Origin of the sequence: Rhodoferax sp. GW822-FHT02A01, from assembly GCF_038784515.1 — a bacterium.
Taxonomy (GTDB): Bacteria; Pseudomonadota; Gammaproteobacteria; order Burkholderiales; family Burkholderiaceae_C; genus Allorhodoferax.
In genome coordinates, this window is sequence record NZ_CP152376.1 from 1,906,153 (window position 1) to 1,927,222 (window position 21,070).

General features: G+C 62.4%; 21 protein-coding genes. 13 read left to right on the plus strand and 8 right to left on the minus strand.

All coding sequences use genetic code 11. The annotated features are described in order from the left end of the window. Positions 1-14 precede the first annotated feature (14 nt). From AAGF34_RS09005 to AAGF34_RS09020, 4 genes are read left to right on the plus strand one after another with little or no spacing between them, the layout of a single operon-like run. Positions 15-836, plus strand: a complete 822-nt coding sequence (locus tag AAGF34_RS09005; RefSeq protein WP_342620277.1) for an ABC transporter permease — start codon at positions 15-17, stop codon at positions 834-836. Further along, positions 833-1,570, plus strand: a complete 738-nt coding sequence (locus AAGF34_RS09010) for an ATP-binding cassette domain-containing protein (RefSeq protein WP_342620278.1) — start codon at positions 833-835, stop codon at positions 1,568-1,570. Before AAGF34_RS09005 ends, AAGF34_RS09010 begins: the two co-directional genes overlap by 4 nt. Continuing rightward, positions 1,548-2,486 carry an MlaD family protein gene (locus tag AAGF34_RS09015; protein WP_342620279.1) on the plus strand — a complete coding sequence of 313 codons (939 nt, stop codon included), beginning with the start codon at positions 1,548-1,550 and terminating at the stop codon, positions 2,484-2,486. The genes AAGF34_RS09010 and AAGF34_RS09015 overlap by 23 nt, the downstream gene beginning before the upstream one ends. Further along, positions 2,483-3,349, plus strand: a complete 867-nt coding sequence (locus AAGF34_RS09020) for a hypothetical protein (RefSeq protein ID WP_342620280.1) — start codon at positions 2,483-2,485, stop codon at positions 3,347-3,349. The genes AAGF34_RS09015 and AAGF34_RS09020 overlap by 4 nt, the downstream gene beginning before the upstream one ends. 26 nt (positions 3,350-3,375) lie before the next feature. Here AAGF34_RS09020 and AAGF34_RS09025 read toward each other — a convergent pair whose 3' ends face one another. After that, entirely contained in the window at positions 3,376-4,332 is a 957-nt protein-coding gene (locus AAGF34_RS09025; RefSeq protein WP_342620281.1) for a cation diffusion facilitator family transporter, read from the minus strand. 145 nt (positions 4,333-4,477) lie between these two features. On the opposite strand from AAGF34_RS09025, the gene AAGF34_RS09030 reads away from it, so the two are divergent. Further along, positions 4,478-5,083 (plus strand): TIGR00645 family protein, encoded by a 606-nt coding sequence (locus AAGF34_RS09030; RefSeq protein WP_342620282.1) that lies wholly within the window; start codon positions 4,478-4,480, stop codon positions 5,081-5,083. Positions 5,084-5,086: 3 nt separating this feature from the next. Here the strand turns inward: AAGF34_RS09030 and AAGF34_RS09035 are convergent, their stop codons facing one another. Both AAGF34_RS09035 and AAGF34_RS09040 read right to left on the minus strand, forming a co-directional pair. Further along, positions 5,087-5,962 (minus strand): PA4780 family RIO1-like protein kinase, encoded by an 876-nt coding sequence (locus tag AAGF34_RS09035; RefSeq protein WP_342620283.1) that lies wholly within the window; start codon positions 5,960-5,962, stop codon positions 5,087-5,089. Then, complete coding sequence (locus AAGF34_RS09040) at positions 5,959-6,708, minus strand: tRNA-uridine aminocarboxypropyltransferase (protein ID WP_342620284.1); 750 nt, start codon at positions 6,706-6,708, stop codon at positions 5,959-5,961. Before AAGF34_RS09040 ends, AAGF34_RS09035 begins: the two co-directional genes overlap by 4 nt. Before the next feature lie 101 nt (positions 6,709-6,809). Here AAGF34_RS09040 and AAGF34_RS09045 point away from each other — a divergent pair, with 101 nt between their 5' ends. Further along, positions 6,810-7,751 (plus strand): GSU2403 family nucleotidyltransferase fold protein, encoded by a 942-nt coding sequence (locus tag AAGF34_RS09045; protein ID WP_342620285.1) that lies wholly within the window; start codon positions 6,810-6,812, stop codon positions 7,749-7,751. A gap of 51 nt (positions 7,752-7,802) precedes the next feature. On the opposite strand, the gene AAGF34_RS09050 is transcribed toward AAGF34_RS09045, so the two are convergent. Next, positions 7,803-10,739, minus strand: a complete 2,937-nt coding sequence (locus AAGF34_RS09050; RefSeq protein ID WP_342620286.1) for a DNA topoisomerase III — start codon at positions 10,737-10,739, stop codon at positions 7,803-7,805. 98 nt (positions 10,740-10,837) lie between these two features. Here AAGF34_RS09050 and AAGF34_RS09055 point away from each other — a divergent pair, with 98 nt between their 5' ends. The 3 genes from AAGF34_RS09055 to AAGF34_RS09065 all read left to right on the plus strand — a co-directional run bounded on the left by AAGF34_RS09055 (position 10,838) and on the right by AAGF34_RS09065 (position 12,909). Further along, entirely contained in the window at positions 10,838-11,320 is a 483-nt protein-coding gene (locus tag AAGF34_RS09055) for an SET domain-containing protein-lysine N-methyltransferase (protein WP_342620287.1), read from the plus strand. A 133-nt stretch (positions 11,321-11,453) separates the two neighbouring features. Continuing rightward, entirely contained in the window at positions 11,454-12,248 is a 795-nt protein-coding gene (locus AAGF34_RS09060; RefSeq protein ID WP_342620288.1) for a biotin--[acetyl-CoA-carboxylase] ligase, read from the plus strand. 1 nt (position 12,249) lies between these two features. After that, positions 12,250-12,909: an SPOR domain-containing protein gene (locus AAGF34_RS09065; protein WP_342620289.1), complete on the plus strand. Its 660-nt coding sequence runs from the start codon at positions 12,250-12,252 to the stop codon at positions 12,907-12,909. On the opposite strand, the gene AAGF34_RS09070 is transcribed toward AAGF34_RS09065, so the two are convergent. Genes AAGF34_RS09070 through AAGF34_RS09080 form a run of 3 tightly spaced genes read right to left on the minus strand, consistent with a single transcriptional unit; the run spans position 12,892 to position 15,563 of the window. After that, positions 12,892-14,364, minus strand: a complete 1,473-nt coding sequence (locus tag AAGF34_RS09070) for a sensor histidine kinase N-terminal domain-containing protein (protein WP_342620290.1) — start codon at positions 14,362-14,364, stop codon at positions 12,892-12,894. The two genes, AAGF34_RS09065 and AAGF34_RS09070, sit on opposite strands and share 18 nt — an antisense overlap. Further along, positions 14,361-15,035: a response regulator transcription factor gene (locus tag AAGF34_RS09075; RefSeq protein ID WP_342620291.1), complete on the minus strand. Its 675-nt coding sequence runs from the start codon at positions 15,033-15,035 to the stop codon at positions 14,361-14,363. The genes AAGF34_RS09070 and AAGF34_RS09075 overlap by 4 nt, the downstream gene beginning before the upstream one ends. Before the next feature lie 45 nt (positions 15,036-15,080). Continuing rightward, complete coding sequence (locus AAGF34_RS09080; RefSeq protein ID WP_342620292.1) at positions 15,081-15,563, minus strand: MarR family winged helix-turn-helix transcriptional regulator; 483 nt, start codon at positions 15,561-15,563, stop codon at positions 15,081-15,083. Positions 15,564-15,707: 144 nt separating this feature from the next. Here AAGF34_RS09080 and recA point away from each other — a divergent pair, with 144 nt between their 5' ends. Both recA and recX read left to right on the plus strand, forming a co-directional pair. Then, positions 15,708-16,814: a recombinase RecA gene (gene recA / locus AAGF34_RS09085; protein ID WP_342620293.1), complete on the plus strand. Its 1,107-nt coding sequence runs from the start codon at positions 15,708-15,710 to the stop codon at positions 16,812-16,814. A 21-nt stretch (positions 16,815-16,835) separates the two neighbouring features. After that, entirely contained in the window at positions 16,836-17,285 is a 450-nt protein-coding gene (gene recX, locus AAGF34_RS09090) for a recombination regulator RecX (protein ID WP_342620294.1), read from the plus strand. Between the two features lie 328 nt (positions 17,286-17,613). Here the strand turns inward: recX and argC are convergent, their stop codons facing one another. After that, positions 17,614-18,537 carry an N-acetyl-gamma-glutamyl-phosphate reductase gene (gene argC, locus AAGF34_RS09095; protein ID WP_342620295.1) on the minus strand — a complete coding sequence of 308 codons (924 nt, stop codon included), beginning with the start codon at positions 18,535-18,537 and terminating at the stop codon, positions 17,614-17,616. Positions 18,538-18,739: 202 nt separating this feature from the next. Here argC and sucC point away from each other — a divergent pair, with 202 nt between their 5' ends. Then, positions 18,740-19,900, plus strand: coding sequence for an ADP-forming succinate--CoA ligase subunit beta (gene sucC, locus AAGF34_RS09100; RefSeq protein WP_342619655.1), 1,161 nt, complete (start codon positions 18,740-18,742; stop codon positions 19,898-19,900). A gap of 128 nt (positions 19,901-20,028) precedes the next feature. Beyond that, positions 20,029-20,922, plus strand: a complete 894-nt coding sequence (gene sucD / locus AAGF34_RS09105; RefSeq protein WP_342620296.1) for a succinate--CoA ligase subunit alpha — start codon at positions 20,029-20,031, stop codon at positions 20,920-20,922. The last annotated feature ends 148 nt before the right edge of the window (positions 20,923-21,070 follow it).

Sequence of the window (21,070 nt, forward strand, 5' to 3'; positions counted from 1 at the left end):
ACGGAGTGTGACAAGTGACAGTACCGATGGACACCGACGACGCGAATGCAGACAGTGTGATGCACCGTCTGCTCCTGCTTCCCGAGCGCATTGGTGCTGCCGCATGGTCGGCAGTGCGCGTGGCGCAAGACATGCTGTACCTGCTGGCCAACTCCCTGTCGGGCGCTGCGGCGTTGCGCTCGCCCTATTTCTGGCGCAGCCTCATCCAACAGTTGTACTTCACTGCCGTGCAGGTGTTCTGGCTGGCCAACGTCATCGGCCTGGCGCTGGGCGTGCTGGGTGTGCTTCCGCTGCTGTCCTTTGGATTGATCGAGGCCGAGTTGCAAGCCACGGTCATGCGCGTGGTGCTGTTTCACCAACTGGTGCCGCTCATGGTGGCACTGGTGGTGATTGGACGCTCGGGCACTGCCATCACCTCCGAGCTGGGTGATATGCAATCCAAGGGCGTGGTGGACAGCCTGCTCATCATGGGCATAGAACCGCACCGCTTTCTGGTCCTGCCGCGTCTGGTGGGCATGGTCATCTCGCTGCAGATACTCACCCTGTGGGCCAATCTGGCAGCTATTGCCGGTGGTGCGTTCTACAACAACCTACAGGGTGCGGTGGGAGCGCAGCATTTTGTGGATGCCTGCCTGAACGAGCTGGAGCCCATGGCGGTCCTGCAGAGTTCCCTGATGGTGGTGGCCTATGCCGTGTCCATCGGCCTGGTGCATTGCTACTACGGCCTGCGTGCACGCACCAGCACCGACGTCCAGCGCAATCTGGCATTGGCCTTTGTGCGGTCCTTCATTGCCTGCGTGGCCATCACCGTGCTGTTTGGCGTAGTGGGCAAATGACGGCGTTGCTGCAGGCACGGGACCTGACCCTGGCTTCCTTTGCGGATGCGCGGGGTTTTGATCTGGATATCGGTGCGGGCCAGCGCTGGCTGATCACGGGCGCAACGGGTTCGGGCAAGTCGACCCTGATGCGCACCTTGCTGGGCCTGATCTCGTCGCGCGGCGGCAAGGTGCTGCTCGATGGCTGCGACCTGGAAGAGGTCACGCCCCACCAACTACTGACCTTGCGCCAGCGCACCGGCGTCGTGTTCTCCGGCGGTGGCTTGCTGCCAGCCTGGAGTGGCCTGCAGAACCTGATGCTGCCGCTGCGTGTCATCAGGGGGTTGAGCGAGGAGCAGGCGCAGGACGCGGTGCTGGAATTTGCCGAGCGCTGCCTGATTCCGGAAATCTGGCTGGAACGCGTGGCCGCCCAGCTCTCGGCCGAGCAGGGCACGCTGCTGGCATTGGCACGCGCACTCATCATTGCACCCAAGCTGCTGTGGGTGGACAGTGAACTGGTATGGGGTGTGCTGTCCCATGCCAGCACCCGCCTTGGCGCACAACTGGTTGCACAGGTCAGCCAGGGCTGCACGCTGGTGGTAGGGGCTGGTGCACATGGTGTGGCGCGTGATCAGGTGCCGCCTTGCGGCGCGCCGACCCACTGGGCGCATATGCAGGGTGGCTGGCTAGAATGTGCTGCCCCTCCAACCTCCTGGACACTGGAACCCGCAGATGCTCAAACACCGCTCGCGTGATCGCCTCTACAAGCGGGCCGTGGGGCTGCTGGTGATCAGCAGCCTGCTGGTGTTGTTGCTGGCCATGCGCTTCTACCGCAGTGCCGATCGGCTGCTGGGCAACTCATTTCAGTTGCATGCCCAGGTCCGCAACGTCAATGGTCTGGATGTCGATGCCAAGGTCACCATGGCCGGGCTCAAGGTAGGCAAGGTGCACAGGATCGATCTGCTGCCCGACAAGACGGCGCGCATCACCATGGATATCGAACTGCGCTACCACGACTTGGTGCGCTCCGACTCCGTCGCCACGCTGGCCAAGCCGCTCATTGGTGGCCCGGTCGTGGACATCAGCATTGGTACGCCGACGCAGCCGCGTTTGGAAGACGAGGCCACGATTGCGTTGCTGGTGCAGCCCGATGTGAACGAGGTCGTGGCCACCCTCCCGGCCAAGCTGGAAAAAGTTGACCATGCGCTGGACAACTTGGTCGCCGTCACCGACCTGGCGCGCGCCAGCGTGCAACGCATCACCGCACCGCAAGGATCGCTGGATGCGATGCTGAGCGAGGCGCGGGCCGCCGCGCAGAACGTTCGCGCTGCCACCGAAACGCTCAAGGGCACCTTGACCGATGTGCGCGCCGTGGCCGCTTCGGGTCAGGCCGCGGTGGGTCAGGCACAAGCCGTGTTGACCGACGTGCGTGGCTTCACCCGGCAAAGCACGGCGATGGCGGAGAGTCTGCAGCGTTCGCTCGGCAATGCGGAAGAGATCACCGGTGGTTTGCGTGCCCTGGTGCCGCAACTCGGTAGTGGCCTGCATGCCGCACAAGGCGCTGCCGAAGAGGCAGACAAGGTGTTGCGTGCTGCGGGCAACAGCTTCCTGCTCGGAGGCCCGGCCCCCGCGCCCCTGGCACCCACCCTGATGAGTCCGCGTGCGCCATGAGCCCACTTTCATTCTTCCCCGCCGTAAGAATGAACGCCCTGGTGCTGGTGCTCGCCTTGGCGCTTTCGGCCTGCGTCAGTCGCCCGGTACCGGAGCTTGCGGTGCAGCGCTATGAATCTGCCGTGCGCAACGGCAACGACAAGCTCGCGGCGGGTGATCTGCCGCAGGCCACGGCCGCCTTTGCACAGGCCGAGCAGGTGGCCACTTTGTATGACCGGCGTGCCTTGCGCATGCAGGCGCTGTTCGCCCTTGGGGCCGTGGCGGCTCTGGCCGAACAGGACGAGGTGTCCCGGCAGGCATATGCCCAGGCCCTGGCAGAGGCGCAGGCGCTGAACGATGCCCATGGCCGCGGTGTGGCCTGGGCCGGACTGGCCGACACCATGCGGCGCTTGGGGGACCGTGAAGGGGCCTTGCAACACTACACCCTGGCACTGGCGCCACAGGCCTTGCGCGCCGACAGCGCCGAGCGGCTGCAGGCCCGTATGGGGCTGGCGTTGGTGTGGCACGCCCAGGGCGATACGCCTGCCGCGCTCGATGCCCTGGGTGCGCAGGAGGCTCAGGCACGCGCGGCATCCAGCCCGCTGTTGCCCGGCGTTCTGGTCAATCAGGCGGTGGTGCTGCGCGACAAGGGCGATGTGCGCTCAGCGCTTGCCAAGGCCCTGGAGGCCCTGACGCTGGACAGGCTACAGGCCAACCCCGCCGTTCTGGCGAAAGATCTGGAATTGCTGGGCGGCCTGTATGCAGCGAACCAGAGTGCTGCCCTGGCACGCGACAGCTGGGAGCGCGCGCTGCGCATTGCGCAGGCTACCGGCCAGAGCAAGCTGCAAGCGCGATTGAAACAGGCGCTGATCGCCTTGCGCTGAGTCGACAGGGACGTAGGTACTTCCGCTCAGGAGCGTTGCGAGGCAAAGGGCTCGTGGTCCTTGTCGGGTCGGTGTGCCGGGTCCACGTGGGTCATCAGGTTGAGCACGCGGTGGCGCTGCATCACGGCCTGGCGCGCTGCCACGGCAATGTTGTGACCCGCTTCCACCGTGAGTGTGGCGTCCACTTCGATGTGGGCATCCACCACCACCATGTCGCCCATCTTGCGGGTACGTACATCGTGCACGCCAGCCACGCCCGGTGTGGATTCCAGCGTTTGCCGAATGGCCTGCACCTCGGCTTCATCCAGGCCGCGGTCCATCAGGTCGTGCAGTGCGTCCCAGCCAAAGCTCCAGCCCATCTTACTGACCATGAAGCCCACGATGAGTGCGGCAATGGGGTCCAGCAAGGGGTAGCCCATCAGGTTGCCGATCAGGCCAATGCTGACGACCAGGGACGAAGCCGCATCCGAGCGGGCGTGCCAGGCGTTGGCTACCAGCATGCTGGACTTCACCGCTTTGGCGATTCGCAGCATGTAGCGAAACAGCAGTTCCTTGGCAGCGATGGCGCCCAGAGCCACCCAGAGCGCGGTGGCATGCGCCGTCGGGATGGTGGCAGGTGACTCCAGCTTTTGCAAAGCCGACCACACCATGCCGAGTCCTACTGCCAACAGCAAGACGCCCAGTGCCAACGATGCGGCCGTCTCGAAACGCTGGTGCCCGTACGGATGGTCTTCGTCCGCATCTTTTTTGGCATGGTGGCTGGCGAACAGCACCACGAAGTCGGCAACCAGGTCCGACAAGGAGTGGATGCCGTCAGCGATCAGACCCTGCGACTTGGCGACTACGCCGACCGCAATCTGGGCAATCGACAGCACCAGATTCACTACCACGCTGACATGGGTGCTGCGCGTGGCCGCAGCCGAGCGCTCTGCGGGAGAGTGGGTGGCGTGTTCGGACGTGTCGTCCAAATCTGCAAAGTTCATGGTGGTTCTATCGATGTTCAAAAGGGCTGGGTTATTGTTGCAGGTCCAGCTTCTGGTTTGCTTAAGTGCCGCAATGTCTTTTGCACAGATGCAACGCGGTATTTTTACAATCCCTCTTTTATTCAACCCGTAACCGAGTCTCCGTATGGCCGAACACCCTTCGCCTCGTTCTGCAACCAAGTTGCGCCCCCTGCCTGCGCTGATATTTGCCAGCCGCTGGCTGCAGCTGCCGCTGTATCTGGGCTTGATTGCGGCGCAGGCCGTGTACGTCTACCACTTCTGGGTGGAGCTGGTGCATCTGCTGGAAGCGGCCTTTGGCAGCCAGACCGCTCTGCAGGCGCTGGTCAACAGTATCGGCTACCACGGAGACACACAAATCAGCTCTCTCAACGAAACCATCATCATGCTGGTGGTGCTGGCGCTGATCGATGTGGTGATGATCTCCAACCTGCTGATCATGGTGATCGTGGGCGGCTACGAAACCTTTGTGAGCCGCATGGGCCTGGATGGCCACCCCGACCAGCCCGAATGGCTGGACCACGTCAACGCATCGGTGCTGAAGGTCAAGCTGGGCACGGCCATCATCGGCATCAGCTCCATCCACCTGCTCAAGACCTTCATCAATGCGGCCAACTACGAGGAAAAGGTGCTGCTGTGGCAGACGCTGATCCACATTGCCTTCCTGCTCAGCGCGATTGCCATTGCCTACACCGACAAGCTGCTCAACAGCAGCCACGTCGACAAGCATTGAATCTCAGGCCTGCGCCATGCGCAACCGACGTGCTGCGTCTTCGGCCCGCGCGTCGTCAATCTCGCGCAGCACCGCCTGCATGTCCACATCGGCATGGGCGTGTTCAAAGCGGCCGGTCAGCGGCGTGTCATTGCTGAGCAGGCCGGCGCGGTAAAGATTCCAGATCTCGGGGCCGTAGTCGGTGTGCAATAGCTCCGGTGCAAACCGGCCAAAGAAGTCGCGCAGATTGCCCACGTCACGCATCAGCATGCGCTGCGCGTGGTTGTTGCCCGCCGCGTCCACGGCCTGCGGCAGATCGATGATCACCGGCACGTCCATGCCGTCGCTGCCCTCTGGACCCGCCACATGCCCGAGCAGGATGTTGAACTCCGACAAGTCGCCGTGCACCACGCCCGCGCACAGCATGCGTACCACCTCGGCAATCAGCGTTTGGTGGTGGGCTAAGGCCTGTTCCGGCGTAAACGCCACATCGTTTAATCGTGGGGCAGCATCACCGTGCGCGTCGGCCACCAGCTCCATCAGCAGCACGCCGTCGTGAAAGTTGTAGGGCTGGGGCACGCGCACGCCAGCAGCGGCCAGCCGGTAGAGCGCGTCCACTTCGGCGCTCTGCCAGGCGGCTTCCTGCTGCTCGCGGCCAAAGCGGCTGCCCTTGGCCATGGCGCGGGCCGAGCGGGAGTTCTTGACCCTGCGGTTTTCGGTGTAGTCGACGGCCTGGCGAAAACTGCGCTGCGTGGCTTCCTTGTAGATCTTGGCGCAGCGGGTTTCGTCGCCGCAGCGCACCACATACACCATGGCCTCCTTGCCGCTCATCAACTGGCGCACCACGGTATCGATCAGGCCTTCGTCAACAAGGGATTGGAGTCTGGGGGGAGCTTTCATCGCTGCATTGTGCGCTGGTCGGTGCCCAGGTCGCGCAAGCGCAGGTGTGCAGCGTCTTCCAGATCGACCGGCACGCTGTTTTTGGCATTCAGATAGTGGTTGGTGAAAACGTCCAGATAGGCGCTCAGCGTGTCTGCCGCGTGCTGCTCCTGGGCAAGTTCCAGACACAGGGCCGCCACCTCCGAGGTGCACAGATGGTCACCCCGCTTGGAGCGGCGCAATCGGTAGTTGGAGAGCTGCTCGGGCTGCAGGCTGAGCACCGGCAGATGGTCCAGGTACGGGCTCTTGCGGAACATCTTGCGCGCCTCGGCCCAGGTGGCGTCCAGCAACACAAACAGCGGCCGCTTGCCAGCCGCAGGCACGACTTCGGTCACCACCCGCTCGGGCGCCACATATTCCCCCGGAAACACCACATAGGGCTGCCACTGCGGATCAGCCAGCATGGCCAGCAGGGCCGGGTCCACCACGGTGCGCGCCCAGCCAAAGGCCGCCGTGTCCGCCACCATGTCGGCAATCAGCCAGCCGGTGTTGCTGGGCTTGAGCGGCTCGATGTCGCACATGATCAGGCACACGCCAGCTTGCGTGGGCACACTGGGACGCAGCGCGCACAGGCAATGGCTGTGCATCACCCGGCAACCCGGGCAACGCTCCTTGCGCGAGCCGCGCGCGATAAAGGGCTTGGCACTGCGTGCCAGGCGCGCGGCGCGCAAGCGGGAGACTGCGTGGGGCCGTTCTTCGGGATTCATATGGGTGTTGTCGAGCAGTTGGCAGGTCATTTTAGTTTTAATAACCTATTGTTTATATTAATTTTTCGGTACAAAATTTAAAAATTCTCCAACATACCGAAATGCAAGAACTCAGTCCCGCCATTACCCGCCAGATGATTGACGCCGTCGCCGTGTTCGATGCACTGGCTGAGGCTACCGCCGAAGCGGCCCAGGTGCGCGGCGGCATGTACTGGCATGCGGGGCCGGCATCATCGCCAGAGTCCAGGTATCTGGTGCGCACCACACCTGCCGGTGCAGAGACCAGTCTGGGGCCACGCACACCGCAGACGCAAGCTATCTACGACAAATTCATGCAGAGAAAGCAGGCCAGTGCCGAGCGGCTGACCGGGCTGAAGGCGGCACTGGACCAGCATCAGCGCATGAACCGTGCACTGCGTGTGGGCCGTGTGGACCCGTTGGTGGTGGCGCTGCTCAACCGTTTGGCGAGTACGCAACTGAGTGAACACTTTCGTGTCGTCGGCACCCACGCGCTGTACGCCTATGAGGCTGCGGCCGGTGTCAGGCTGGACGCAGATACCTTGGCCACGCGTGATATTGATTTGTTGTGGGATACCCGCAAGCGCATCATCTTCTCCACCCAACTGGCCCGGGTGGACAGCTCCATGCTGGGCGTGCTCAAGAAAGTGGACGCCAGCTTTCGCATGCGCCGGAGTCAAAAATATACAGCAGTGAACAAGGATGGTTTTGAGGTTGACATCATCCGGCGGGAGCAGACGGATGGTGATCCACACCCCATCAAGCTCAGTGATGAGGATGAAGACTTCTGGGTGGCCCAGGCGCGGCGCGCCAATGTGCTGCTCGATTCGCCGGGCTTCTCTGCGGTCATTGTGGCCACCAACGGCACCATGGCTCGCATGAACACGGTGCACCCTGCAACGTTTGTGGCATTCAAGCGGTGGCTTGCCGGACAACCAGACCGCGATCCACTCAAGCGTCGTCGCGATGTGTTGCAGGCTGATGCGGTGCAGGAACTGCTTGAGCAGTATCTGCCGCAGGTTTGAAAGGCAGATTGGCTATCAGCCCCCTTTATCCGGCGGTGCCTGCGTGTAGGTTCAGCTCAGATGCTTGCCCGCAATCCCCGCCAGCTCAAACATCGTCACCTGGGGCTTGCCAAACACCGGCAGCAGCTTGGCGTCGGCGTTGATGGCGCGTTTGTCCTTGGCGTCCTGCAGGCCGTTGGCCTTGATGTAGTCCCACAGCTTCTTGATGACCTGGGTGCGTGCCACCGGTTCGCTGCCGATGACTGCGGCCAGCTCGGCGCTGGGTTGCATGCCGGAGGCTGCGGTGGTCTTGCGGGGTGCTTTGGGCTTGGCCGTTGTAGATTTTGCTGCGGCTTTCTTCGCTGGCGCCTTCTTGGCGGCTGCACCCGCAGTCTTGGCCGCGGCGGCAGGTCGTGCGGCAGCGGTCTTGCGCGGCGGGAACTTGGATGGTGCGAATTCGAAGTTCACCTTGCCGGCTTCGGCATCCCAGGCCAGCATGGCCTTGAAGGCGCGGCGTGTGCGCATGGAGACGAACTTCTCCAGCATGTCGGTCTTGCCGGTGGCCAGCAGCTTTTGCATCTGCTCGCGCTCGATGGGCTGCTGCAGAATGATCTGGCCGCTCTTGAAGTCGCAGCTGGGTGTGGGCTGCTCGTGCGTGGGCACCGAGCGGTTGCATACATAGTTCTTGCCGTGCTCGAACACCGAGCCGCCACACTTGGGGCAGGTGCCCAGTGATTCCTGGCCGGAGAAGTCCACCAGCTCACCAGTTTCTTCGCCAGCCTTGTCGTCGCCGAAATCAAACTCCAGCTTGTAGTTCTTGGTCTCGTCATCGAACTTGAGGACCATCTCGGCCACAAACGGCCAGCCCGCCTTGGAGCGGAAGCCGTCGAGTGGGCCGATGTGTTTGTCCCGCAGGAACTGCTCCACTTCGGCGAGTTCGAAGGTGCGTCCGGCGGGTGACTTGCCAAAACTGAAGCCGCAGCCGTCGTCCGTTCCCTTGGGACCGGTGCAGGCGTAACGGCGGTAGTTTTCCTTGACGATACCGCCGCAGTTGGGGCAGGGCGCGCTCAGGGTGGCGTAGTCGCCCGGGATGGTGTCGCGGTCGTATTCCTTGGCTTTTTTGACCATGCGCTCGGTCATGGCAGCAATCTCGGCCATGAAGGTCTCGCGGCGCAGCTTGCCGTGCTCCATCTGGTTGAGCTTGTATTCCCATTCGCCGGTCAGCTCCGCCTTGGAGAGTTCCTCCACGCCCAGGCCGCGCAGCAGCGTCATGAGCTGGAAGGCTTTGGCCGTGGGAATGAGTTCGCGGCCTTCGCGCAGCATGTATTTTTCGGCGATCAGGCCTTCGATGATGCTGGAGCGTGTGGCAGGCGTGCCCAGGCCTTTTTCCTGCATGGCTTCGCGCAGCTCGTCGTCTTCCACCGTCTTGCCGGCACCTTCCATGGCGCCCAGCAGCGTGGCTTCGGAATAGCGTGCGGGCGGCTTGGTCTTGAGGCCTTTGGGGTCTACCGGGTTGCCATGCACCTTTTCATTGGGTTGCACAGGCACCAGGTTCTGGCCCTTGTCGCCGTCCTTGGCATCGGCCACTTCCTCGGCGGCTTCCTTGCCGTAGATGGCCAGCCAGCCCGGCTTGACCAGCACCTTGCCCTCGGTCTTGAAGCTGTGTCCCACTGCCGTGGTGATGCGGGTGGTGACCTGGTATTCGGCACTCGGGAAGAACACCGCCATGAAGCGGCGCACCACCAGGTCGTACACCTTTTGTTCGGCGTCCGACAGGCCGCTGGGCGCCTGCAGCGTGGGGATGATGGCAAAGTGATCCGACACCTTGGCGTTGTCAAACACGCGCTTGGTCGGCTTGATGTAATTGCCTTTGAGTGCGGTGGCGGCGTGCGGCGCCAGGTGGCGCATGCTGCTATCGGCCAGCATTTCAAAGGTCTGCTTGACCACCGGCACGTAGTCTTCGGGCAGATTGCGCGAATCGGTACGCGGGTAGGTCAGCGCCTTGTGGCGTTCGTACAGGCTCTGGGCAATCGACAAAGTGGTCTTGGCACTGAAGCCGAACTTGCCGTTGGCCTCACGTTGCAGGCTGGTCAGGTCAAACAGCAGGGGCGAGGCCTGCGTGGTGGGCTTGCTTTCCTCGGTGACGGTGGCTGGCTTGCCACGCACGGCGTCGGCAATCTCCTGCGCCTCGCGCAGGCTCCAGACGCGGTCGGCCTTGAGTTCGGCATCGTCCGGGTTCTTCTTCCACTGGGGGTTGAACCACTTGGCCGGGTATTCGCCCGCCTGGGCGGCAAAGGTGGCGTGGATTTCCCAGTAGTCGCGGCTGATGAACTTGCGGATCTGTTCTTCACGCTCGACCACCACCGACAGCGTGGGCGTCTGCACCCGGCCCACGGTGGTGAGGAAGAAGCCGCCGTCGCGCGAGTTGAACGCGGTCATGGCGCGCGTGCCGTTGATGCCCACCAGCCAATCGGCCTCGGAGCGGCAACGTGCGGCGTCGGCCAGCGGCTGCATCTGCGCGTTGGTGCGCAGGTGCTCAAAGCCCTCGCGGATGGCCTGCGGCGTCATGCTCTGCAGCCACAGGCGCGAGACCGGCTTGCCCAGCGGCTTGGCGCCACCGGCATATTGCTCGATCAGGCGGAAGATCAGCTCCCCCTCGCGGCCCGCGTCACAGGCGTTGACGATCTTGTCCACGTCCTTGCGCTTGGCAAGCTTGACCACCGCATTCAGGCGCGTCTTGGTCTTGTCCACGGGCTTGAGCTCGAAGTGCGGCGGGATCACCGGCAGGTTGGCAAAGCTCCACTTGCCGCGTTTGACGTCGTAGGCCTCGGGCGCCTGGATCTCCACCAGGTGGCCCACGGCGCTGGACACCACGTAGGTGTCGCTCTCAAAGTACTCGTCGTGTTTTTCAAACTTTCCGGCTGTCGGGGTGAGTGCCCGTACGATGTCCTGGGCGACGGAAGGCTTCTCGGCAATGACCAGTGTTTTATTCAAGGCGGCATTCTTCATCTGACTACAATCCAGTTCTCGCGGGCGCGCAGGCGCGCTCACATACGCAGGCACGCACATGCGCGCCCATACGATTCACCATACCAAATTTTTCTGACGTGGCCAAAAACCCAGTGAAATCCTCGGCGCAATCGGACGGACGCCGCATCCAGACCCGCCGCTCCGGCGTGCATGGCAAGGGCGTGTTTGCCCTGGTGGACATCGCCGAGGGCGAGACCATCATCGAGTATGTGGGTGAAGTCATCAGCTGGAAGGAGGCCCAGCGCCGCCATCCGCACGATCCCAAGGACCCCAACCATACGTTCTACTTCCACATCGATGAAGACCACGTCATCGATGCGCTGTACGGCGGCAACTCGTCGCGCTGGATCAACCATTCCTGCGACGCCAACTGCGAAGCCGACGAGCAGGACGGCCGCGTGTTCATCAAGGCCCGCCGTAATATCAAGGCGGGTGAAGAGCTGAACTACGACTACGGCCTGATCATCGACGAGCGCTACACCAAGAAGCTCAAGGCCGAGTACCCCTGCTGGTGCGGTGCCAAGAAGTGCCGCGGAACCTTGCTTGCACCGAAGCGTTGAACACCCCCAGGCTGCGCGCACTGCGTGTCGCTGCGCCACCCCCCCCTTGCAGGGGGCAATGCCGGCGGCCCGGCAGAGCCGGTTCCACGGCATTTCTGGCAAGGGGCTTCGCTCGCTGATTTGGGAGTCTTGAATGACGATACGCTGGCCCGCTGAAACCATCTGGGAGCAGGTGGAGCCCTTGTTGCCGGGCTTCACGGTTGAGGTTCTGCCCCAGATCGACTCCACCAATACCGAGTTGATGCGCCGCGCCCGTGCCGGGCAGACCGAGCCCATTTTGCTGGTGGCCGAGCGCCAGACCGCTGGGCGCGGTCGGTTGGGGCGGGACTGGCATAGCGATACGCAGGCAGGCGCTGCGACGCTGACGTTTTCCCTGGGGTTGCTGCTGCGGCTTGCCGACTGGTCGGGCCTGTCCCTGGCGGTGGGGCTAGCCGTCGTGGAAAGCCTGCACCCGTCGCTGCAGCTCAAATGGCCCAACGATGTCTGGCTGCAGGAGCGCAAGCTGGCGGGCATTTTGATCGAAACCACCAGCATTGGCGATGTGCGCTATGCGGTGATCGGCATCGGCATCAACATCCTGCCCAGAGCTGCAGAAGGTTTGCGTACGGCGCCAGCGGCGTTGACGGAAGTTATGCCGCAGGTGGATGCGCCGACAGCGTTGGGCGCCGTCGTGTTACCACTGGTGCGGACGTTGCAGGCGTTTGAAGCCAGTGGGTTTGCTCCGCTGCGCACGGCGTTCCATGGTCGCGACCTGCTGTATGGCCGCGAAGTGATCTGCACGGACGGCACCACCGGCACGGCACGGGGCGTGGACGCGGTCGGTGCGCTGCTGGTGCATACTGCCAGCGGACTTCAGAAAATCAGCAGTGCGGAGGTCAGTGTGCGACCGCAGACACCCGCTGACCCACCTAACGGATCTTCGGCCTGACATGTTGCGATTGCTTGCACTGGTTCTGCTTCTTGCCAACGGGATGTATTACGCCTGGGGCAACGGATATTTGCTGCCCTTGGGTTTCGGCCCTGTGCAGCAACGCGAGCCGCAACGACTGGCACAGCAGATAGAGCCGGATTCCGTCAAGCTCATCAGCCCCCAGGAATTCAAGCGCATCGAAGAGCAGGTCAAGGCCGACCGTGAGCCCAAGGAATGCCTGCAGGCGGGGCCGTTCGATGATGCGCAAAGCACGGTGTTGCGCCAGGCCTTGGGGGACGCTTTGCCCGTCGGCTCCTGGCAACTGGATGAAGAGCATGTGGCTGCGCGCTGGATTATCTACATGGGCAAGTACGCTGGCGCGGAGGCCTTGGCAAAGAAGCGCTCCGAGGTCGTGGCGATGGGTATCAAGACCGAAAGTCTGGAGAACGCCGCTTTGGAGCCAGGCTTTTCTCTGGGCGGCTTTGACACCAAGGCCGATGCCGATGCAGCGCTTGCACGCCTGTCTGCGCGGGGACTGCACACGGCCCGCGTGGTGCAGGAGCGTGAGGCGTTGCAGGACTATCAGCTCAAGTTGCCTGCCGTCAATGCCGCACTCAAGGCCAAGCTGACCGATCTGCGCGGACCACTGGCAGGCAAGTCGCTACACGCCTGTAACTAATTCTCCGTAGGTCGTCACCCCGGCATCCGCCGGAAAGCGCACGGTAAAGCAGCATCCCGGAGGTGTCTGGCCCGGGCGGGCGTCTTCCACCGTGACCTCGGCGCGGTGTTGCCGCGCAATTTCCAGCACGATGGGCAGACCCAGGCCGGAGCCATCGGCTTCGTTGCCCAGGGCACGGTAGAAAGGCTGGAACACCAGTTCGCGCTCGGCCAGCGGGATGCCGGGACCGGAGTCCTCCACCTGAATGACCTGCACCCGGCTGAAGGGGTCGATCAGCACCCGCGCGGTGATCACGCCTGGTTTGTCGGCGCCGGATGGCGTGTAGTTGATCGCGTTGTCCACCAGGTTGCGCACCATCTCCTTGAGTAGGGTCGGGTTGCCCATCACCATGACGCCATCGGATCCGGGTTGCGCGCCCTCATAGCCCACGTCGATGTGCTTGTCCATGGCGCGTGGTACGCAGTCGCGGATCACGTCCATGGTCAGCCGTGCAACGTCACAGGGCTGGTGTGCCAATATCGTGCTGCTGCTTTCGGCGCGTGCCAGGGCCAGCAACTGGTTGACAGTGTGGGTGGCGCGAATGCTGGAGCGGCCGATCTGGCGCAGGGACTGCTTGAGGTCTTCGGCGCTGGCACCTTCGCGCTGGGCCAGGTCGGCCTGCATGCGCAATCCTGCCAGCGGTGTCTTGAGCTGGTGGGCGGCATCGGCCAGGAAGCGCTTTTGCGTGACGATGGACTCTTTCAGGCGCATCAGCAGATCATTCACCGAGGCCACCAATGGCGCCACTTCCATGGGGACCGCCTCGACCTCCAGCGGACTCAGGTCATCCGGGTTGCGCGCGCGAATGCGTTCTTCCAGCCGGTTGAGCGGCTTGATGGCCTGCACCAGCGCCAGCCACACCAGCAGCACTGCCAGCGGCAGCACCACAAACTGCGGCAGCATCACGCCCTTGACGATCTCCGTGGCCAGGACAGAGCGCTTGTCCATGGTCTCGGCCACCTGGACCAGCGCCGGTCTGCTATTGGGGACGTCCAGCTTGACCCACATGTAGGCCACTTTGAGCTCGCTGCCCTTGTACTCGTCGTCGCGCATGTGTACTTCGCCGGTGGTGCTCTTGTCATCGTCCCCGGGCAGAGGGAGATTTCTTTCGCCACTCAAGAATTCGCCTTGTGGTCCCAGCACCTGGTAGTACACCGTGTCGGCGTCATCGGCGCGCAGCAGTTCGCGCGCGGGCAGGGGCAGCACAAACTGCGCATGGTTGTTCTTGAGGGTGATGAGTTGCGCCAGGGCGCTGACGTTGTATTCCAGCGCGCGGTCAAACGGCTTGCCCGCAATGCCTTGCGCCACCAGCCAGGTCAGCACCAGGCTGATAGGCCACAGCAGCAGCAATGGCGTGAGCATCCAGTCCAGGATTTCCCCGAACAGGGAGCGCTGCTCGCGCTGGAAGATTTTCACCCCGGAATCTTCTCCAGGCAATAGCCCAGTCCGCGCACGGTTGCAATCCGGATCGGCCCCTTTTCGATCTTCTTGCGCAGACGGTGGATGTAGACCTCGATGGCGTTGTTGCTGACCTCCTCACCCCATTCGCACAGTCGCTCCACCAGTTGGTCCTTGCTGACCAGACGTCCGGCGCGCTGCAGCAGCACTTCCAGCAGACCCAGCTCGCGGGCAGACAGTTCCACCATCTTGCCGTCGATGGTGGCCACACGACCGGCCTGGTCGTATATCAGCGGACCGTGCTTGATGCTGCTGCTGGATGCCCCCATGCCACGGCGCACCAGGGCGCGCACACGGGCTTCGAGTTCCTGCAGGCTGAAGGGTTTGGCCATGTAATCGTCGGCGCCGTAGTCCAGACCTTTGACGCGTTCTTCCACGCTGTCGGCGGCGGTGAGTATGAGGACGGGCAACGAGGAGCCGCGTGCGCGCAGCTTCTTGAGTACTTCCAGGCCGTGCATCTTGGGCAGGCCCAGGTCGAGGATCAGCAAGTCGAATTCGGTATTGGTCATCAGCGCGGCGTCGGCCTCCGAACCATTGGCCACATGGTCCACCGCGGCACCTGCGCTGCGCAAGGCCCGCAGCAAACCGTCCGCCAGGACTTGGTCATCTTCCGCAATCAAAATCCGCATGGCCGTCTCCTTGTTTTCGCCATTCTAGGCCTGCACCGTGCGCATTTACCGTCCGCTGTAGGCCTCCAGCCCCAGAGCGATCACGGTAACGACTTCGTCACCGACGGCCGCGCGCATCTCGCTTTCAGCCTGCGCGACGGCTTCCTGGTAGGCGCCAAGCCAGGCCATCCCGGTGTCTGTGAACACCACGCGCTTGGCGCGGGCGTCGACCGGATCGTTCTCGCGGCGCACCATACCCCAGGCTTCACACTGCGTGACCAGGGTCGCCATGGCCTGTTTGGTCATGCCGGCAGCCTGTGCCAGCTCGGTCAGGCGTGCGCCCTCAGGGGGGAGGTGGCGGGTGATGTGGATGTGAGCTGCGCTGACCTGGCCGCGTGCTGCCAGATTGGACAGCCCCAGAGGCACACTGGGGTGTTGCGCCATGCATTCCATGACCCGTGCGTCAAAACGCTCCAGCGCCAGGCGCAACCAGTGGCCCAGATGGGTGCTGCGCCAAGAAGGTTGTGGTTCTGGCGGTGCTGTGATCATGGTTCGAATGGTAATGCAAACTGACTAAATATTGTGTTTACCAATTTCAATAAGCCCCGTTAAACTACTGTTCAAGCATCCAGCCTGTAATTAAATGCAGATGCTGAGCAAGCCACAACCCGATTGATTTTTAAGGAGATTTCCATGGACGCACCCGTCAAGAACCCCAACAACACGAATGGCGCCAACACCGAAAAAGCCAAGGCGCTGCAAGTCGCGCTGGCGCAGATCGAAAAGCAGTTCGGCAAAGGCACCATCATGCGCCTGGGTGAGGGCGAGGTGATCGAGGACATCCAGGTGGTCTCCACCGGCTCGCTGGGGCTGGATATCGCTCTGGGCGTGGGCGGCCTGCCGCGTGGCCGCGTCGTGGAAATCTACGGCCCGGAATCCTCCGGCAAGACCACGCTGACACTGCAAGTCGTGGCCGAAATGCAAAAGCAAGGTGGCCAATGTGCTTTCGTGGATGCCGAGCACGCACTGGACATCCAGTACGCGCAAAAACTGGGCGTGAACCTGCAGGACCTGCTGATCAGCCAACCCGACACCGGTGAACAAGCCCTGGAAATCGTCGACAGCCTGGTGCGTTCCGGCGCGGTCGATCTGATCATCGTGGACTCGGTGGCGGCACTGACCCCCAAGGCCGAACTCGAAGGCGAAATGGGCGATTCCCTGCCCGGCCTGCAAGCCCGTCTGATGAGCCAGGCGCTGCGCAAGCTCACCGCCCACATCAAGAAGACCAACTGCATGGTCATCTTCATCAACCAGATCCGCATGAAGATCGGCGTGATGTTCGGCTCGCCCGAAACCACCACCGGCGGCAATGCGCTCAAGTTCTACGCCTCCGTGCGCCTGGACATCCGCCGTACCGGCACCATCAAGAAGGGTGAGGAATCCATCGGCAACGAGACCAAGGTCAAGGTGGTCAAGAACAAGGTGGCGCCTCCCTTCAAGACGGCCGAGTTCGACATCCTGTTCGGCGAAGGCATCAGCCGCCATGGCGAAATCATCGATATGGGCGTGAACGCCGGCATCCTGGAAAAATCCGGCGCCTGGTATGCCTACCAGGGCGAAAAAATCGGCCAGGGCCGCGACAACGCCCGCGAATTCCTGCGCGAAAACGCCGACTTGTCGGTGGAAATTGAAAACAAGGTTCGCGAGTCCCTGGGCATTCCACTGCTGCCGGTGGCCGAGGTGGAAAAGGTCAAGGGCAAGAAGGCTGACAAAGCCGATAAAGCAGACAAGGCTGCGTAAACCCAGGACTGCCGCGAAGCAATGGCCGTCACACAGATTTCCCTGACCGGTCGGGCCTTGCGGCTGCTGTCCACGCGTGAGCACTCACGCGCGGAGCTGGAGCGCAAGCTGGCGCCGTATGAAGAAGAGCCCGGCGCCTTGGCCAAGGTGCTGGATACCTTGCAGGCCAAGGATTTCATCAACGAAGGCCGGGTGCTCGAGTCCGTCATTCACCGCCGCTCCGCCAAGCTGGGGGCGCAACGTATCAAGCAGGAGTTGCAGGCAAAGGGGTTGGAGCCCGAAGCAGTTGCCAGAGCCCTGGATACGCTACGCGCCAGCGAGGTGGAGCGCGCGCGCGAAGTCTGGCGCAAGAAGTTTGGTCAACCGCCTGCCGATGCGTCTGAGCGGGCAAAGCAGATGCGGTTTTTGGCGGGGCGTGGGTTTGGTGGGGATGCGATTCGGCGGGTGGTTTCTGGGGGCGATGAAGACTAATTGCCTTTTGCAGCCTGCTGACTTTTTCTTGCGAGCCCGCCGCTGGAGTGGGGTATGCGTTTTGCTCCGTGTCCCCCGGCCCTGAAGGGCCTCCTCCTTTACCTGCGCAAAACGCATACCCCACTCCAGCGGCTCGAGGTGCGAGCGCCATAGGTTGGAAGTGCTATTTAGAGACACTGCATTACAGTGCGCACCCATACCCGGAGGCCCGTGAGGGCGGTGCGTTTTGCGCAGGTAAAGGAGGAGCGCCCAAAGGGCGCGGGGGACACGGAGCAAAACGTGCCGCCCTCACGGGCCGTAGCGCGTACCAACAACCCGACTGAGAGCGTTAAAGCCCCAACATCAACTGCAAGTTCTGCACCGCAGCACCCGATGCGCCCTTACCCAGGTTGTCCAAACGGGCAACCAGCAAGGCGTGACCAAATTCCTCATTGCCAAACACCCGCAACTCCATCTTGTTGGTGTCTTTGAGGGCCACCGCATCCAGCTTCAGGTCGGCGGTGACGGGCTCCACTGTCACCCAGGTACTGCCCGCATAGTGCTTGGTCAATGCCGCGTGCAAATCCGCAGAAGTGGGTTTGCCGGGCAAGGTGTCCAGATGCAAGGGCAACTGCACCAGCATGCCTTGGTCAAAGTTACCCACCGACGGCACGAACAGGGGCCTGCGGGTCAGTCCGGTGTAGCGCATGATTTCCGGGATGTGCTTGTGCTTCAGGCCCAGGGCGTACAGCTCAAACGGCGGTGCCTTGCCCTGCTCGTAGGCCTCCATCATGCTGCGCCCACCGCCGGAATAGCCGCTCACCGATGGCAGGCAGACGGGGAAGTCGGCAGGCAGCAAACCGGCATCCACCAGGGGGCGGATCAGCGCAATGGCGCCGGTGGCGTAGCAGCCTGGATTGGCCACGCGGGTTGCGCCGATCACGGCATCGCGCTGGCCTGCGGCCAGTTCGGGGAAGCCGTAGACCCAGCCTGGCGCCGTGCGATGGGCAGTAGAGGCATCAATCACCTTGGGGCCGGTGGTTCCGGTTTCCCGGGCGATGGCATCCACCATGGCTACGGACTCGATGGCGGCGTCGTCATGCAGGCACAGGATCACCAGATCGGCTTGGGCCATCAGGGCTTTCTTGGCCAGCGGGTCCTTGCGCAAGGCGGGGTCTATGCTGAGCAGTTCGATGCCTGCCATAGCCAGCAGCCGCTCACGAATTTGAAGGCCGGTGGTGCCGGCTTCGCCGTCAATAAAAATCTTTTTCATGGGATATGCCAAGTAAGAACCCAGAAACCTTCACTCTGTAACCTCGCTGTAACGCGGGGACTCAACGGGGCGGCGCTGTAAGGCTGTAAAAAGTTTGGCGCGCCGCAGCATGATACAGTCCCGCCCTGATGTGCCCAGTGCCATGCTTGCGAAATTCTCTCGCACCGCGTGGTGAACATTGTCCAGCCTCTAGAGAGATGTTATGAAGATTCATGAATACCAAGGCAAGGAAATCTTGCGCCAATTTGGTGTGCCGGTGCCGCGCGGTATCCCCGCATTTACCGTACAGGAAGCAGTAGAAGCTGCGCAAAAGCTCGGTGGCCCGGTGTGGGTGGTGAAGGCCCAGATCCACGCGGGTGGCCGCGGCAAGGGCGGTGGCGTCAAGGTTGCCAAGACCATTGAAGACGTCAAGCGCCTGGCTGGCGAGATCCTGGGCATGCAGCTCAAGACCCACCAGACTGGCCCCGAAGGCCAGAAGGTACGCCGCCTCTACATCGAAGACGGCGCCGATATCCAGAAGGAATACTACGTCTCGGTCGTGACCGACCGCGCCTCGCAGAAAGTGGCTTTCATTGCCTCCAGCGAAGGCGGTATGGACATCGAGGAAGTGGCGCACTCCACCCCCGAGAAGATCATCACCGAGTTCATTGACCCGCTGACCGGCCTAGGTGCCGAGCAGGCCAAGAAGATTGCCGACGGCATTGGCATGCCGGCAGACTCCACCGCCCAAGCCGTGGACATCTTCCAGAAGCTCTACAAGTGCTACATGGACACTGACGCGTCGCTGGTGGAAATCAACCCCCTGAACCGCGACAGCAAAGGCAATGTCGTTGCCCTGGACGCCAAGTTCAACTTTGACGCCAACGCCCTGTACCGTCACCCCGAAATCGTGGCCTACCGCGATCTGGACGAAGAAGATCCTGCCGAAGTCGAAGCCTCCAAGTTCGATTTGGCCTACATCAGCCTGGACGGCAACATCGGCTGCCTGGTCAACGGCGCTGGCCTTGCCATGGCGACCATGGACACCATCAAGCTGTTTGGCGCAGAACCCGCCAACTTCCTGGACGTGGGTGGTGGTGCTACCCCCGAGAAGGTGACCGAAGCCTTCAAGATCATGCTGAAGAACCCCAAGGTCAAGGCCATTCTGGTCAACATCTTCGGCGGCATCATGAAGTGCGACACCATCGCCACCGGCGTGATCACGGCCTGCAAGGCGGTGAACCTGTCGGTGCCACTGGTGGTGCGCATGAAGGGCACCAACGAAGAACTCGGCAAGAAGATGCTGGCCGAATCGGGCCTGCCCATCATCAGCGCCGACACCATGGCCGAAGCGGCCCAAAAAATTGTGGCAGCGGTGGCGTGACACCCCCCCGAAGCGCCTGCGGCGCCTCCCCCTGCAGGGGGCGCCACCTACAGCCCGGCAAAGCCGGTTCTGTGGTGGCCACTGGGCTGGGCGTATGCACATCCATCGCGTTTTGACAAGGATTCATCATGAGCATCTTCATCAATAAAGACACCAAGGTCATCACCCAGGGCATTACCGGCAAGACCGGTCAGTTCCACACGGAAAAGTGCCAGGAATACGCCAACGGCAAGAACTGCTTTGTGGCCGGCGTGAACCCCAAGAAGGCGGGCGAGTCCATCTTCAACATCCCAATCTACGCCTCCGTCAAGGAAGCCGCATCGGAAACCGGCGCTACCGTGTCGGTGATCTACGTGCCGCCCGCAGGCGCTGCTGCTGCCATCTGGGAAGCCGTGGAAGCCGATCTGGATCTGGCGATCTGCATTACCGAAGGCATTCCGGTCAAGGACATGCTCGAAGTGCGCAACCGTATGAAGGCCAAAGTGGCTGCGGGTGGCAAGGAGACTTTGCTGCTGGGCCCGAACTGCCCCGGCCTGATTACCCCTGAGGAAATCAAGATCGGCATCATGCCCGGACACATCCACCGCAAGGGCCGCATTGGTGTGGTCAGCCGCTCCGGCACGCTGACGTACGAAGCCGTGGCGCAGTTGACCGAAATCGGTCTGGGCCAGTCTTCTGCAGTTGGTATTGGTGGTGACCCCATCAACGGTTTGAAGCACATCGACGTGATGCGCGCCTTCAACGAAGATCCCGATACCGATGCCGTCATCATGATCGGTGAAATCGGCGGGCCCGATGAAGCCGAGGCTGCACGCTGGTGCAAGGCCAACATGAAGAAGCCTATTGTTGGCTTCATCGCCGGTGTGACTGCCCCTGCGGGCAAGCGCATGGGACACGCAGGTGCCCTGATCTCCGGTGGTGCCGATACGGCCGATGCCAAGCTGGCCGTGATGGAAGAGTGTGGCTTCAAGGTCACACGCAACCCCTCCGAAATGGCCAAGCTGCTCAAGGCTTTGCTGTAAGCAGAACGCCTCCGTGAAGCGGGACTGTGGGTCCCGTTTGCAACCGATGCCCAGGCCCGTGCCTGGGCATTTGTGTTTCTGGGGTGTGCCAAAGGTTGCGCCATCCGTCTGGATGGCAGACCATCCATCCCTAAAGCCTGTGCGACTG

Coding starts and splice junctions, on each gene's coding strand:
- AAGF34_RS09030 (WP_342620282.1), top strand. CDS start 4,478: ATGGCCGAACACCCTTCGCCTCGTTCTGCAACCAAGTTGCGCCCCCTG.
- recX (WP_342620294.1), top strand. CDS start 16,836: ATGGCCGTCACACAGATTTCCCTGACCGGTCGGGCCTTGCGGCTGCTG.
- argC (WP_342620295.1), bottom strand. CDS start 18,537: ATGAAAAAGATTTTTATTGACGGCGAAGCCGGCACCACCGGCCTTCAA.
- AAGF34_RS09080 (WP_342620292.1), bottom strand. CDS start 15,563: ATGATCACAGCACCGCCAGAACCACAACCTTCTTGGCGCAGCACCCAT.
- AAGF34_RS09075 (WP_342620291.1), bottom strand. CDS start 15,035: ATGCGGATTTTGATTGCGGAAGATGACCAAGTCCTGGCGGACGGTTTG.
- sucD (WP_342620296.1), top strand. CDS start 20,029: ATGAGCATCTTCATCAATAAAGACACCAAGGTCATCACCCAGGGCATT.
- AAGF34_RS09050 (WP_342620286.1), bottom strand. CDS start 10,739: ATGAAGAATGCCGCCTTGAATAAAACACTGGTCATTGCCGAGAAGCCT.
- sucC (WP_342619655.1), top strand. CDS start 18,740: ATGAAGATTCATGAATACCAAGGCAAGGAAATCTTGCGCCAATTTGGT.
- AAGF34_RS09040 (WP_342620284.1), bottom strand. CDS start 6,708: ATGAATCCCGAAGAACGGCCCCACGCAGTCTCCCGCTTGCGCGCCGCG.
- AAGF34_RS09035 (WP_342620283.1), bottom strand. CDS start 5,962: ATGAAAGCTCCCCCCAGACTCCAATCCCTTGTTGACGAAGGCCTGATC.
- AAGF34_RS09025 (WP_342620281.1), bottom strand. CDS start 4,332: ATGAACTTTGCAGATTTGGACGACACGTCCGAACACGCCACCCACTCT.
- AAGF34_RS09065 (WP_342620289.1), top strand. CDS start 12,250: ATGTTGCGATTGCTTGCACTGGTTCTGCTTCTTGCCAACGGGATGTAT.
- AAGF34_RS09020 (WP_342620280.1), top strand. CDS start 2,483: ATGAGCCCACTTTCATTCTTCCCCGCCGTAAGAATGAACGCCCTGGTG.
- AAGF34_RS09015 (WP_342620279.1), top strand. CDS start 1,548: ATGCTCAAACACCGCTCGCGTGATCGCCTCTACAAGCGGGCCGTGGGG.
- AAGF34_RS09010 (WP_342620278.1), top strand. CDS start 833: ATGACGGCGTTGCTGCAGGCACGGGACCTGACCCTGGCTTCCTTTGCG.
- AAGF34_RS09045 (WP_342620285.1), top strand. CDS start 6,810: ATGCAAGAACTCAGTCCCGCCATTACCCGCCAGATGATTGACGCCGTC.
- recA (WP_342620293.1), top strand. CDS start 15,708: ATGGACGCACCCGTCAAGAACCCCAACAACACGAATGGCGCCAACACC.
- AAGF34_RS09060 (WP_342620288.1), top strand. CDS start 11,454: ATGACGATACGCTGGCCCGCTGAAACCATCTGGGAGCAGGTGGAGCCC.